Source organism: uncultured Aquimarina sp. (genome assembly GCF_947500065.1).
Lineage (GTDB): Bacteria > Bacteroidota > Bacteroidia > Flavobacteriales > Flavobacteriaceae > Aquimarina.
The window spans coordinates 223,280-236,996 of the sequence record NZ_CANMQT010000006.1; the positions used below are offsets into that span (position 1 = coordinate 223,280).

Below are 13,717 nucleotides of genomic sequence, written 5' to 3' on the forward strand. Positions count from 1 at the left end.
GTGGGTGAATTAGTATCATTTTAAGTATAAGACTACAAAACGAGCTTAAAGTTACTCAAAAAAGTAAATTTTATAGTCATATGTAAAACTCTTTATGCTTTTAGTGTATAATTTTAATGCTTTTTTAGATATTTACATCCTTTAAGAATTGATAATTGTTGGTGGTTGTTTAGGTAATAAAATATCTTTCAACGACCTAAATATATAGAATAACGCATACATGGCACAGAAACCATCCATACCAAAAGGAACACGAGATTTTTCTCCAATAGAAGTAGCAAAAAGAAACTACATAATGAATACAATCAAAGAACAATTCCAGTTGTTTGGTTTTCATCCTATAGAGACTCCAAGTTTTGAGAATAGCGATACTTTAATGGGGAAATATGGAGAAGAAGGGGATCGATTGATATTTAAGATATTGAATAGCGGGGATTATCTTAGTAAAGTAGATGATGCGTTGTATACAGCAAAAGAAAGCGCAAAAATGACATCTAAGATTAGTGAAAAAGCACTGCGCTATGATCTTACGGTACCTTTTGCACGGTATGTAGTACAACATCAAAATGAAATTGATTTTCCGTTTAAACGTTATCAAATACAACCGGTTTGGAGGGCTGATCGTCCACAAAAGGGTAGATTTAGAGAGTTTTATCAATGTGATGCAGATGTGGTAGGGAGTAAATCTTTATGGCAAGAAGTTGATTTTATTCAACTGTACGATAAAGTGTTTAGTAAATTAGGATTGGAAGGTGTTACGATTAAAATGAATAATCGTAAGATTCTATCAGGTATTGCAGAAGTTATAGGCGCAAGTGATAAGTTGATTGATTTTACTGTTGCCTTAGATAAATTAGATAAGATAGGAGAAGAAGGAGTTAAAAAAGAAATGTTGACCAAAGGAATATCCGAGTCAGCAATCGATAAAGTAAAACCTCTTTTTAATTTTACAGGAACTACTTCGGAAAAAATAAATAAGCTAAAAGAATTATTAGCTTCTTCTGAAGAAGGAACAAAAGGAGTAGAAGAATTAGAATTTATTATCAATACAATTAATGAAATTCCTTTAGATAAAACCTCTCTTGATTTAGATGTTACCCTAGCTCGTGGTTTAAACTATTATACTGGCGCGATTTTTGAAGTTTCTGCACCAGAAGATGTAAAGATGGGATCGATCGGAGGAGGAGGTCGTTATGATGATCTTACGGGGATTTTTGGATTAAAAGATGTGAGTGGTGTTGGTATTTCTTTTGGACTTGATAGGATATATTTGGTGTTAGAAGAATTGGGGTTATTTCCTGAAACGGTAGCTCCGTCTACAAAAGTATTATTTATTAATTTTGGAGAATCGGAAGCTTTGTATAGTCTAAAAACGATACATCAGCTTAGAAATAGAGGAATAATTGCAGAGTTGTACCCGGATAATGCAAAAATGAATAAGCAAATGAAATATGCTAATAAAAGAGAAATTCCTTTTGTGATTCTTGCAGGTGACTCAGAAATGAAAAACGAGAGTTATACAGTTAAAAATATGGAAACTGGTACTCAGGAAACTTTAAATTTAGAAGAATTAAAAGCGCTTTTACAATAAACAAAGCTATATTGAATCAAACTAAAAATGAATATTATTTAACTACCCTTAAAATTGTAATTATGAAAAATATCTTATTGAGTTCGTTTTTATGCCTCTTATTGGTGTCAGCGGTATCTTGTAAAAAAGATCCTAAAGCTGATAAAGTTGAAGTTATAGAAGAAGTTGCAGACTCAACTGATGTTGTTGAGGTTGTAGAAGAAAAGAAACCGGTTGTAAAGAAGAAAAAGAAACCGAAGAAAAAGAAACCGAAAACAGAAATTATAAAAGTTCCTCCTGGTGCTCCAACTTTTGAGAGTACAGCTGCTAGGAAATATGTTAGAGATTATGAAGCTTATGTTGCAAAATATAAGAAAGCTGTTGAGTCTAAGGCTGATATGGAAGCATTCATAAAATTAAGTGAATCCAGTAATAGCCTTACCGCACAATATAGAAAATTGGTTGCTACGCTTCCTGCAGGAGAAATTGAAAAAATGAGCCAGTATATGCAGAAAAAGACAAAGCAAATTGATGCATTAAGTAGACAGATGTAAGTTAAAATAATATCCTAAAAGTTTAAAACCACCTTAGAATTTCTCTAAGGTGGTTTTTGTCTTTAGTGAATAGGTTGTACATCCGGAAGACTTTAAAAAAGGCGCTTTTAAATTTTCGAACCTAGGTACATAGATTTAGAAAAAAATCAATTTTTCTTTTAAAAAAAAGAAACACGCTCATATAAGGAGTTTAGTTATTGTCTTTTTTATTTACATATTTTCCAACTATGATAGCAGTTAGAATCACTAAATAGAACTGTCCCATCATTCCAATTAAAATAGCTGCCTTTTGAGACAAAGAAGTTACTGGCACGATCTCACCATAACCAATGGTCATTAAGGTAATGTAGCTATAATACATTAATCGTTCTGTAAACGATTGGGACTGATCAATAGTAACATTTAGCCCTTCAAAAGAACCTGGATAAACCATTTCTATGCTTAAACAAATAAAAAAACTGATTAGACCTAATGAAATATAGCCACTAATTAGCCCAAAAATAACGTTCTTGTTAACAATTTTGGTTTGCCAAATCTGCTTAACAATTTCAAATGTAACAATGGTATAAAACAAAAAAGAGACTCCCATATTAAGGAAAGGTCGAAGTGTATCATCTTTATTTTCTATGATATCTGCACTAAAAACAATTCCAGACACTAGTAGTAATACAATGAAAAACCACATTAATTTTTTTTTCTTGGAAATCAATAAAACACCAGCTATTAAGTTTACAAGAAATAGTAGGGGGGATATAACATCCTCAAAAAAGTTTCCGGGAACAAGTAAAGACCCAAAAAGAATCGCTATCTGGCTAAATAAAAAAAGTTCAAAACGGTATGGGTATAATTTTTTCATCATGCTAAATTATTCGATCACTATAAAACAATCGGAATCTGTATTATAAGTATATCCTCCGATTTGATTTTTCTCAAAACATTCGCTAAAAAGCTTAATGAGATTGATCTCATATGTTTGTAAAGATACCTGTAAACGATCTAATACGGATTTATGAATTTTTAATTTTTCCTTTTTATATCCATTTTTCGAAACTAAAAAAGATAATTTACGACTGCTTCTGGGATAAAACAATCGAACAAAACCTTTTGCTGGATTATTCGTCTTATCAAAGCGATCTTCGTACACTTTTACATCAGGACGAAGCAATTGATAAGGTTCTAATTGTTTAATCATCCAGTTTAGGGAGACTCCGCTAATATTTGTATTTCTGGAACCACCTCCCACATCAGAATGCGCTCCAAAAAACCAGACTTCATTAGCAATTTCTTCTGGCTTGACTTCAGGGCAGGTAGATACCATGCGTTCTTGTGTTAGTAATACAGGTGTAAATATAGAACTGCGATTGTCATTAATCGATAATGCGTGTACAGCTTTTTTTACATTACACAATTGATCAAAATAATTGTTTTTAGGAGCATAATATTCCTCATCATATTTTGGCACCCCTAATGCAGCTACTGTATCCCATAATCCCATAAATTCGATTTTGTAATCATCAGGGTTTATGGTTTTTCCTGTTATTTCAAAAATATCCTTTCTCCGGTTTTCTAATGTCTTTTTAGTTTTATGAGCTTCAAAAATCTTTTTGATAAATTTTAAACGCTTTTCTTTAGGGATATCTTTTACATCTATAATTCCAGCAACGTAAATCAAACCTGCTAAAACCCTTGAAGCATAGGCACCACGGCTAAATCCGAAAATATAGATTTCATCCTTTCTTTGATGATCATAATGTTCTGCTAAATACAGGTATCCTTTGCATACTTCACGTTTCATTCCTGAACCTGTAATCATCCCAAGTATATCTGCTCCATTTCCAACTCCTCTTAGATATACAGTGCTTACGTTTGGAGAATCTTGAAGGGTTGTTAGGTTATGAAGTTTAGATATATTCGTATAACTCCCCTCATTATTATGAGTGCCATCCAGAAATACCGCTAGTTTTTTAGGCGCTTTTCCGTTGTATATTGGATTGTGAACAATAGGGGTTTTAATAGCGCAACTAGTGCAAGCAAAATAAAGAAGTAGCATCAATGAGTTTATGTAAATGGATTTACCTAACTGCACATTAATTATTTTTAAATTGATCAGAAATTACCTTAGCAAAGGCATTTAGAACTTGGTCAGCGGCATCAGGATCCACAACATCCAAAAGACATACATTGACTAATTGTCTATCTTTTTCCAAAGCTAAATCATAGGTTGTAGACTCTAAAATATACGTAGTAGATGTAACTTTTGAATCCATAGATGTATCAAAATCCAACTTATCCAAATCTGGCAAATCTTTTAAATTATCATAATCTTCTATTGTAAAAGAACCTTTTCTTTTATTATCTATTTGAATTTTTCCTCGCTCCGGCTTCGAAGAACTATTGGTTTCGATAGTCTGCTTTAATGATGTTATTAATAAGCCTTCTATTTTTTTTTCTTTGAACATTCTTAGAATTTGCTCAACTTCTTCTGCAGTTCGTTGTTCTTTATCTTTAATATTAGGGAATACCTTATGCATTTCAATGGCATCAATATGTTGTCCTTGCAGTTTTGATACAATGGCTTTTTCATAAGATTTCTGAATGGAAGGATCAGGGCTTTTTGCAGCTACCAAAATCCTCTTGCTTTTTACTGCTTGAAAATCTTCTGATTTCCAAGAATCAATCAATTTGATTGTAGAACAACTCCAGGTAACCATTCCAAGTAATGTTACTATTAGAAGATGTTTTGTTTTTTTCATTACATATAAATTTAGTTAATCAGTTTTATTAGTTTTTTATTAAGAAAAGGTTTTCTAGTCCTGTAATAAATCTCTAACGGTCTAAATTTAAATTTGAGCTTGTTCTCCAGTACATACTACTGATAAAAAATAATCCAAAACGGTTGTAATATGGTTTTCTTATCATTAAATTTTTAAAATGAGTACCCCAATTTTATTCCATATCGAAATGCAGGAAGTACAATAGTTGTATCCTGATTTCCATTTATCCGAAAATCAAGATTAAGTCCATCGAAAATAGCATATTCAGAAAGAGCATCGGATACATCATCATAAAATTCATCTGGTACGGGCTGCTTTTCCACAAGTTTAATCTTATTAGTGCTTACGCCAGGTCCTGCAATCAAAAAATCGATAAAGAAACGTTCCCAGATCATTAATTTATAACCTATTTCCAATCCACCAGCAAATGTTATTATGTTGGCATCAATTTCGATAGCACTGTCTATTTGATTAGTATCTGTATAAATACCTGAAATTTCATCAGTAAAATTCTGATATTTAGCATAAGCTCCAACGTAAAACCCCGATAGTCCATTACTGGACTTCTGTGTATACCACCTAAATTCTGGTAAAACCTTTATTCCCTTAAAACTAAACTCGTCGATAGAAATCTGATCTCTATTAATTCCCGGAATTTTAAATATTCCTGAACCGGTTTTTAATCCAACCGAAACTCCAACACTCATTTTATCACTAACTGCTCGTTCATATTGAACCTGAACAGTGCCAAAAATTGGTAAAAGAGGGTCTATAGTAATATGATTTTTTTCCTGTGCTCTTGTCATAATACTGATTACAAGAAAACAAATGACTATCAAAATTTTATTTTGCATTATACTGCGGTTTTTTAGTATGGTTCATTAGGTATGTTAAACCTAAATGTTAGTCATTTAATAAATTTTTAAGCACCCTTTTACTTCAATAATGTGTCATCAAACTCATATCCTTTATAATCTATCTTATACAATACACTATAAAAAGCAGGAATAAATAGTAAGGTAATTACGGTACCAAATAATAGTCCAATCATAATAGTTACCGCCATAGGTTCCCACATTTCTCCTCCACCAAGATACAATGGGATAAGGCCTAAAACAGTGGTGAATGTTGCTAAAAGAATTGGTCGAAAACGTTGAATACAAGCCGCAATAATCGCATCTTGAGGCTTTCGTTTCAATTCGCTTTCTTCTATTTCTATCCTGTCTATTAATACAATGGCATTGTTTATTACGATTCCAGCTAAAGAGATTACACCTAAGAAGGCCATAAAACCAAAAGGAACTCCAAAAATTAATAAACCTATCACCATACCAATCACACCAAGAGGAATGGTCGTAACAATCATTGTCATTTTTCTAAAAGAATTAAATTGAATAATTAATAACATAACAATAATAAAAGCCGAAAGCGGTAAATATTTTGCTACAGCCCCCATGTTTTCTGCACTATTCTCGGCATCTCCACCTAATGTATAGGTGTATTCTTTTCCCCATTTTGATTCTTGTTCTTTTAACCACGGAGTTACTACTGCGGTCACTTCTGAAGCATTTCCATCCTCAGTTAATTCACTGGATATATTGATGGTCCTTGTAAGGTTTAGTCGTTTTATTTTAGAATATTGCCACTGCGGAAGGATATTCGCTACTTGTAATAAGGGAACACTTTTTCCAGAGTTTTGCCCATAAATATTAAGTGTTTCCAAAGAAGCTAGAGATTGCTGTTTACCTTGATTACTGGTCATTACAATTGGAATAGATTTATCATCTTCTCTAAACTCTCCTGCCTGAAAACCATCTAACACAGTTCGTAATGATATGGCAACATCTTGATTGGTAATTCCTGCAGATTGCGCCTTATTTTGATCAATATCAATTACGAATTTTTTTCCTTTAGGACCCCAATCATCCTTAATATTTTTAGTTCCTGAAACACTAAAGAGTTTTGCTTTTATTTCTTCGGCAATACTGGCTAATTTATCTGGATTATCACCAGATACCTTAATTTCTATTGGAGTTCCTCCACCACCTGATCCCAACAATCCAACTTTTATATCCGCATTAGGAAAAGTATCAAAACAAAAAGCATCCAGTTGCTTTACCATATCATTATTCACTAAAAAGGAGGAAGTATTAACTAGAATATGAGCGTAATTAGAATTGGGTTCATCAGCATTATATCCCAAATCATAGGATGATGGCCCTTCACCAATATACGAAGACCAATCTACGATACCATCTATTTTTTCTTCAGTAACTTTTAGATTATTAGTTATAAATTCTTCGATAGCTAATATGGTTTCAGTAGTACTTTCAATTTTTGTTCCTTGAGGTAAATTAATATCTATCGTAATCATATTACGATCACTATCCGGAAAAAATACAAACGCCAATTTTGTGAACCCATAAAGTGATAAAAAGAATAACACTACAATACTTACCAAAACAGATTTTTTCCATGCCAAAGCAATTAGGATAAGATCTTTATATTTGGATTTCAATCCATTGATCATACGATCCAAAAAGCCAACTTTTCCATCGGCGCGTTTTTTAATCTTTAGAAAAAACACACAGAATAAAGTGATGATACTCAGTGAAATAATCCAGGAAGATAATAATGCAATGGTAATTACTACAAAAATAGGTCCCATAATATCACCCATCACAGACTCTGCCATAAAAAATGCCAGGAATGCAGCGGAAGTTGTTAGTGTAGAAATCAATAAAGGCATAAATAATTCGGCACATGAATCAATAGCCGCTTTTTTAACTTCAATACCATTTTCCATTTTTACCATAATGGATTCTGCTACTACAATGGCATTATCTACCATCATTCCCAGTGCCATAATCAAAGCTGCTAGTGTTATCTGATTAAGACCTACATCGATTAGTCCCATAACCATTAATGTAGTAATGGTTACAATAGGAATCAAACTAGCAATAACCATTCCCGTGCGGAATCCCAAGAAAATAAGCATCACTGCTAGTACAATAGCAATAGCTTGCATCAAATTCCCTAAAAAGTCGCTAATCTTAAGATCAATATATTGATCTATAGATGCTAATCGGGAAACTTCTAATCCTATGGGGAGTTTTTCTTGCCATTCTTCTAATAGCAGATCAATTTCCTCTCCTAGTTTGATAATATTTCTCCCTTCTTTTAAGGATATATGTAGAGAAATAGCATCCTTTCCATTAATTCGTACTTTTTGTTTTGGTGGATTAATATATCCTTTTTCTATAGCTGTAATATCTCCTAAGGTAACCACTTGACCACTTTGTCCAATAGGAATTAGCATACTTTTGATATCTTCTATTTCATTAAAATTACCTGTTGGCTCTAAAATGATACGTTCGTCTTCAATATTAACTTCTCCACCAGAATTCAGGATATTTGTACTGGCAATAATTCCTTGTAGACTGCTGGAGGTTAACCCATATGCTTTAAGTTTTGTATTGTCAAATTTCACAAAAACACGTTCTTCTTGCGCTCCATTGATTTCTACTTTGGCAGCGTCTTCTAACTTAATCAAATCATCACGAAGATCATCCGCTTGTTCCTTCATAGCTGCATATGAAAAACCATCACTAGTTATTCCTACGGCAATACCAAATACCTCTCCAATACCGTCATCATTTAATTGTGGCACCACATTACTTGGCAATCCTTGGATTGTATTTAATTTACGTCGCAGTCTATCCCAAACTGGTTGTAACTGCTCGGGAGCAACTTCCATTTTTAACTCTACTTGAACCACAGAAAGCCCGGTTCTAGAAGTACTGGTTACTTTTTTTAGTTCAGGAAGCTCCTGCGCTATTTTTTCAATTTTGTCTGTTACTAATTCCTCAACACGTTCTGGACTTGCTCCCGGAAATGATGAAACAACAGATGCCACACGAATCGTATATGGTGGCATACTATCTCGTGACAGTGAGGCATAAAAAACCATTCCCATTACCATTACTACAGCAAGAATACTTAGTGCAACACGATTTTTTTCAATAGAAAATTTAGCAAAATTCATATATTCTTCTTTTGAGAGTGATTATTGTAATTTCACCTTTTGACCATCCAATAAGGTTTGTAATCCTGCAGTAGCGATTTTTTGCCCTTCAGAAAGACCGCTTTTAATTTTAAAACCATCCGTAGTAAGTTCTCCAATTTCTACACGATGTTTTTTTACAATTCCTTTGGTTTCATCCTCAGATTCAATTAAAAAGACAAAATTACCTTCACCATCTTCTCCAACAGCTTTTACCGGAATTACTAATGCGGTATCATTAGTAGTTTGAGTATTTCCAAAATTAAAAGTAACATTGGCGGTCATCCCAGGTTTTATTTCTTTAGTTGGATCTGTAATATCAATTTTAATAGGGTAGGTGGCAGAACCTTCGCTTACAATAGGTGCAATTTCTATAACATTACCGGCAAATTTCTTATCACCCAAAGCTGAAAATGAAATCTCAGGATTCATTCCTAATTGTACTTTGTTAATTACATTTTCGGGTAAGCCTACTTCGATATTAGTATGGTCTCCAGCATTTAGTATTGCAATAACCTGCCCAGCACTTACATTTTCGTTTAGTTGACTGTTTTTTGCAGCAATTATACCTGTCTTTGGCGCTTTGATATATCCATAACTAATCTGAGATTGCTGGATGCTTTTGTTGCGTTTTGCAGATTCATACTGATCTAAAGCACTCTGATATGAATTTTTTGCAGATTCATAATCACTTAAGGAGTTACTCCCTTTTTCATATAATGATTTAATACGATCCAAACTTGATTTTGCAGTATTCATAGCGGATTTAGCACTATTGAGTGCAGAAACAGATTGTTCATATGCCAGATTGGCTTGTACATTATCTAATTTAGCAATCAAATCACCTTTAGTAACTTTTTGCCCAACTTTGATATCGAGAGTCGTAATGATTCCAGTACTTCTGAAACTTAATTCAATTTCATCACCAGCTTTGGCGATCCCACTAAAGGTTCTCACCTTTTGAGCGCTAGAACTACCTACAACTTGATATTCAACCGGTCTTAGTACTTCTTTTTTTATAACTTCTTTTTCTTTACAGTTGGTAAGCATCAAAAATGCGAATACAATTAGCAGTATATGTTTTACGAATTTCATTTCTATTGGTGTATTAGTGATTTTCAAGTTAAAGTTTTATGTTTCCTCTACTTTGAGGGAGAGGATTTAGATGAGGTTGTTCTTCAACAATACCCTTTATCCTATCTCCTAAGCTTCATTCGCCCATCACAGTAGCGTTGTAGTCAAAGGAGAAGAACTCTTATGTTTTATAAATAATAACGCTTCATTAATTTCTATTGAGTATAAATTGGTTAGCTCTCTGAATAAAATCCTGATTACTTGCCTCGTCATTCATTAAAAAGAAATATCCTATAGCTCTTTCTAACTGCATTGACGTTAATAAATAGTCATAATTAGCTGTTGCTCTTGCAAGTATAGCTTGTAAGTAATTGGTCTGCGCATCGATTAATTGAATCAGTGGAACTGCTCCTTGAGAATATGCATTTTGAGTAAGATCCAAACTCTCTTTAGCTGCTTCTTCTGACACTTTAGATATTTCAATATTTGCAATTTGATTGATCATATCTAATAAAATGTCGTTCACATTTCTTTCGATGTTCAGTTCTACGTTCTCTTTCTGGACCAATAATTGATCTTCCTGAATTTTTGCAGTTTGTCTATTAATGTTTCGCTGATTTTGTTGAAATATTGGTAAGGAAAGGTTTATGCCTACATTATAGGTTCCATCAGGCGTGGTAGGAAAACCGGCAGGCACTGTTGATCCTTTACCTGATTCTGAAATAGCTAGATTATATTGCCCCTGTAACGCAACTGTTGGGACAAATCGTCCTAGATTATTCAATCGATAATTACGTTGGGTAGCTTCCATATTATAACCAATGTTTTTTAACTCAGGAGCATTTTTCTTTGCTTCTTCTACTAAAAATTCAATAAGTGCAGGTCTTAGTTTCGGGTCATCCAAAATTTCTCTAAAATCCTGATATTTATAATTTTCAAATACTCCTTCAGATATTTCTGCATTATCGATATCAATCTCAGTAGCGATAGGGTTATTCATTAATTGATTAATCGCATTGAAAGCCTGTTGTTTTTGATTTTCCGCATTAATTAAACTCTGGGTATTCTGTGCTAACTGACTTCTGAAACGCAATACATCAGACTTTCCGGATTCTCCGGCGGTAAAGTTTTGATTCGCTATTTCTAAATTCTTTTTTGTGACCTGAAGATTTTGATTTTGAATTTCAACATTAGTTTTTAAAATCAAAGCATTAAAATAGGCAACCGATGCATCTAATAATGCATCCAGTTCCGCTGCATTATAGGTTTCTTCTTGTGCTTTTTGCAAATTCTCGCTAATTGTAATATTGGCGCCGGCACCTTCTGAGTAAATCACTTGTTCTAACGTTACGTTTCCAGAAGTAGAAAACTCAGGATTAGCACCGTTAGAAATCTCTGCAACATCTGGATCTAGGTATAAACTATTGGCACTGGCGGTTACATTAGGAAGATAACTGCTTTTAGCTGTTTTTAGATCCTGAGTACTTAACTCAATATTTTTTCTTTCTGCATCAAGCGATAGATTTTTAGCTACCACTCCCTTCATAATATCAATAATAGAATAAGACGTACCTACTTGTTGATCATTATTTCCTCCTATGAAATCTGCTGTTGCCAACAAACTGTAACGCAATGGAAAATCAATTTGTTTAGCAGTATTAGAATTTATAGAAAGTTTATTTTTATATTCTAAATAGATTGGTAACTCAGAGGCATTTGTACCATTAATAATCGATTCTATATTTAACGAAATACGTCTAAAAAATTGATCGATATATGTTTCTGGTTGGTTAGATGCTAAAATTCCTCTCTTTACATCTTCAATACTATAAGCTGAAAACGAAGGTAATTTTTTTGTATTAATAGTAGTAACCAATGCGCTAAATTCGGTATCATTTAAATGAAATCCTGTGGTTAGGTATACTGCATCAACAGTATCTAAATCTCTTGGCAAATTTTTATTATTCTGAAGAGGAATCAATGTATAAGTAGCTTCTTTTTTCGAAAAATAGTCATCTAATAACTTTCTTATTGGTAATATGTCGGGTAAGAAATCATCGATAATAACACCTACTTTTTTATAGGAGTAAAGAGATTCGAAAACATCTAAATCTTTTGTGTATGAAAAAGGCGCAATGAGGTAGGTAATATTAGCGACTGCCGAAGTTTTTTGATCTTCAGGAAAGTCATAAAAATCACTATTTGCTGATCCAAACAAAATAACAGGTTTTGAATATTCTTTTTCTTTATCAATAATCAGCGTATTGATCACACCAAAGGCTAAAATGATATCAGCATCAGAATTTACCAATGTTTGATAATTTTCTTTTGCTTTGACAACATTAAATCCGTTTTCCAGTACTTTCTTAAAAACGATAGTTGCATCTTGTCCAACAACACCTTTTATTTCGTTTTGTAATTTAGAAAGTAAGGGCTTTGTTTCTTCGGATGATTTATCAGCAAGAATACCTATGGTCACTGTTTTAGAGGATTGAGAATATCCTGAAAAGTGTACGAAGATAAGTAAGAGTAGTAATCTTATATTTTTCATATTACTAAGATGATGCGTGTATAATATAAATTAAAATAATAGTTTATAATTGATTCAGTCGTTTATTCACTGACCAAGATAGTTTATCATAAAAATTAGAGAAACTCTCGAATTGTTCAGCAGGTAATACTTGTTTAAGTTCCTTATTTTGTTCTTTTACTAAACTGTTAAAATTATTTATAATTTCAATCTTGGTTAGTTTGGGATTCTCACTTAACTGTTTCATTTTTAAGCCATAATAGGAGGTGATGATCTTAAATCGGGCAGTTGTTTCTGGAGTCATTTCTTGATGAGAAATAAGATCTTTCAACCATTTTTTTATATAGTCAGTTTCTTCCTTTTGAAATATCTCCAAAACAGGTTTAGGGTCTTTCTCAATAACTTCTGTTTGCCCAAACGTAGTTGTTGAGAAAAAAACAAAACATACTATAGTAAAGAAAATGTTTTTGATATTCATAATCTACTAGGTGTAGTGACAATGATTTATTATTTGGCCCAACCATTACGATTGTATACACTAGTTACAATTTTGCTAAAGCTTTCTTTATGTATTTCGAATTGCTCTTTGGTCAGGATTTCTTTCATGTCCTCATCTAACTTTTTAATCATCTGCTTAAACTGTGCTATCATCTCTTTTTCGGTGAGTTTAGCATTCTTATCATCTAAACGCCCCATTTTATTGGTATGATATCCAAGAATCATATAATAATCATCTTCTAAATCTTTAGAAAGCTTCATTTTCTCTACCTGCTCAGCAACAAAAACTTGTAAGTTATCTTTTTCACTAGAAGTGAATATTTCTACTTTATTGTTTTGCCTTTCTTGTAGTTTCTCTTCTTGTGTTTGTCCGAACGTGGTTATACAGATTAATAGAAATAACCCAATGAGTGTGGTTTTCATAATTTATTTTTAGTAGATTAAATTTAGTGTTTTTTAATGAACGTTAATTACAAATATACACAGATTGATGAATTAGATATAAAAAGAACGCTTCTAATATTCAATGGTGTATGAGAATCTGCTATTGAAAAAAGAAGTTTGTTCTTTAAGAGTTAAAAATACGGTAATGGAGATGTCTGAGATGATGAGTTTTTCTATCTTGTTATAAAGGGTAATCATAATTTATATTAC

The 13,717-nt window shown here is 32.7% G+C and carries 11 protein-coding genes; 2 read left to right on the forward strand and 9 right to left on the reverse strand.

Translation table 11 applies throughout. From position 1 onward, the window contains the following. The first annotated feature begins 220 nt into the window (after positions 1-220). Positions 221-1,591 carry a histidine--tRNA ligase gene (gene hisS / locus Q0975_RS18170; protein ID WP_299439259.1) on the forward strand — a complete coding sequence of 457 codons (1,371 nt, stop codon included), beginning with the start codon at positions 221-223 and terminating at the stop codon, positions 1,589-1,591. 62 nt (positions 1,592-1,653) lie between these two features. Then, the gene (locus Q0975_RS18175; RefSeq protein ID WP_299439261.1) at positions 1,654-2,124 is read left to right on the forward strand and encodes a hypothetical protein; all 471 of its coding nucleotides are present in this window, start codon (positions 1,654-1,656) and stop codon (positions 2,122-2,124) included. A 190-nt stretch (positions 2,125-2,314) separates the two neighbouring features. Here the strand turns inward: Q0975_RS18175 and Q0975_RS18180 are convergent, their stop codons facing one another. The 9 genes from Q0975_RS18180 to Q0975_RS18220 all read right to left on the reverse strand — a co-directional run bounded on the left by Q0975_RS18180 (position 2,315) and on the right by Q0975_RS18220 (position 13,486). Then, a complete protein-coding gene (locus Q0975_RS18180; protein ID WP_299439263.1) occupies positions 2,315-2,980 on the reverse strand; it encodes an ion channel in 666 nt (221 codons plus the stop codon). Positions 2,981-2,989: 9 nt separating this feature from the next. After that, positions 2,990-4,174, reverse strand: coding sequence for a DUF2235 domain-containing protein (locus Q0975_RS18185; RefSeq protein ID WP_299439265.1), 1,185 nt, complete (start codon positions 4,172-4,174; stop codon positions 2,990-2,992). A gap of 37 nt (positions 4,175-4,211) precedes the next feature. Next, on the reverse strand, positions 4,212-4,877 hold the full coding sequence (locus tag Q0975_RS18190) for a hypothetical protein (RefSeq protein ID WP_299439267.1): 666 nt from the start codon (positions 4,875-4,877) through the stop codon (positions 4,212-4,214). Between the two features lie 173 nt (positions 4,878-5,050). Continuing rightward, positions 5,051-5,752 (reverse strand): DUF3575 domain-containing protein, encoded by a 702-nt coding sequence (locus Q0975_RS18195; RefSeq protein ID WP_299439269.1) that lies wholly within the window; start codon positions 5,750-5,752, stop codon positions 5,051-5,053. An 80-nt stretch (positions 5,753-5,832) separates the two neighbouring features. Next, positions 5,833-8,943 carry an efflux RND transporter permease subunit gene (locus Q0975_RS18200; protein ID WP_299439271.1) on the reverse strand — a complete coding sequence of 1,037 codons (3,111 nt, stop codon included), beginning with the start codon at positions 8,941-8,943 and terminating at the stop codon, positions 5,833-5,835. Between the two features lie 21 nt (positions 8,944-8,964). Beyond that, a complete protein-coding gene (locus Q0975_RS18205) occupies positions 8,965-10,056 on the reverse strand; it encodes an efflux RND transporter periplasmic adaptor subunit (protein WP_299439273.1) in 1,092 nt (363 codons plus the stop codon). Positions 10,057-10,243: 187 nt separating this feature from the next. Then, the gene (locus Q0975_RS18210; RefSeq protein ID WP_299439275.1) at positions 10,244-12,586 is read right to left on the reverse strand and encodes a TolC family protein; all 2,343 of its coding nucleotides are present in this window, start codon (positions 12,584-12,586) and stop codon (positions 10,244-10,246) included. Between the two features lie 43 nt (positions 12,587-12,629). Further along, positions 12,630-13,043, reverse strand: a complete 414-nt coding sequence (locus Q0975_RS18215) for a hypothetical protein (RefSeq protein WP_299439277.1) — start codon at positions 13,041-13,043, stop codon at positions 12,630-12,632. Between the two features lie 29 nt (positions 13,044-13,072). Next, entirely contained in the window at positions 13,073-13,486 is a 414-nt protein-coding gene (locus Q0975_RS18220; RefSeq protein WP_299439279.1) for a hypothetical protein, read from the reverse strand. Between the last annotated feature and the right edge of the window lie 231 nt (positions 13,487-13,717).

Excerpts from the sequence above, each read along its gene's own strand:
- hisS (WP_299439259.1), top strand. The coding sequence starts at position 221 with ATGGCACAGAAACCATCCATACCAAAAGGAACACGAGATTTTTCTCCA.
- Q0975_RS18175 (WP_299439261.1), top strand. The coding sequence starts at position 1,654 with ATGAAAAATATCTTATTGAGTTCGTTTTTATGCCTCTTATTGGTGTCA.
- Q0975_RS18180 (WP_299439263.1), bottom strand. The coding sequence starts at position 2,980 with ATGAAAAAATTATACCCATACCGTTTTGAACTTTTTTTATTTAGCCAG.
- Q0975_RS18185 (WP_299439265.1), bottom strand. The coding sequence starts at position 4,174 with ATGCTACTTCTTTATTTTGCTTGCACTAGTTGCGCTATTAAAACCCCT.
- Q0975_RS18190 (WP_299439267.1), bottom strand. The coding sequence starts at position 4,877 with ATGAAAAAAACAAAACATCTTCTAATAGTAACATTACTTGGAATGGTT.
- Q0975_RS18195 (WP_299439269.1), bottom strand. The coding sequence starts at position 5,752 with ATGCAAAATAAAATTTTGATAGTCATTTGTTTTCTTGTAATCAGTATT.
- Q0975_RS18200 (WP_299439271.1), bottom strand. The coding sequence starts at position 8,943 with ATGAATTTTGCTAAATTTTCTATTGAAAAAAATCGTGTTGCACTAAGT.
- Q0975_RS18205 (WP_299439273.1), bottom strand. The coding sequence starts at position 10,056 with ATGAAATTCGTAAAACATATACTGCTAATTGTATTCGCATTTTTGATG.
- Q0975_RS18210 (WP_299439275.1), bottom strand. The coding sequence starts at position 12,586 with ATGAAAAATATAAGATTACTACTCTTACTTATCTTCGTACACTTTTCA.
- Q0975_RS18215 (WP_299439277.1), bottom strand. The coding sequence starts at position 13,043 with ATGAATATCAAAAACATTTTCTTTACTATAGTATGTTTTGTTTTTTTC.
- Q0975_RS18220 (WP_299439279.1), bottom strand. The coding sequence starts at position 13,486 with ATGAAAACCACACTCATTGGGTTATTTCTATTAATCTGTATAACCACG.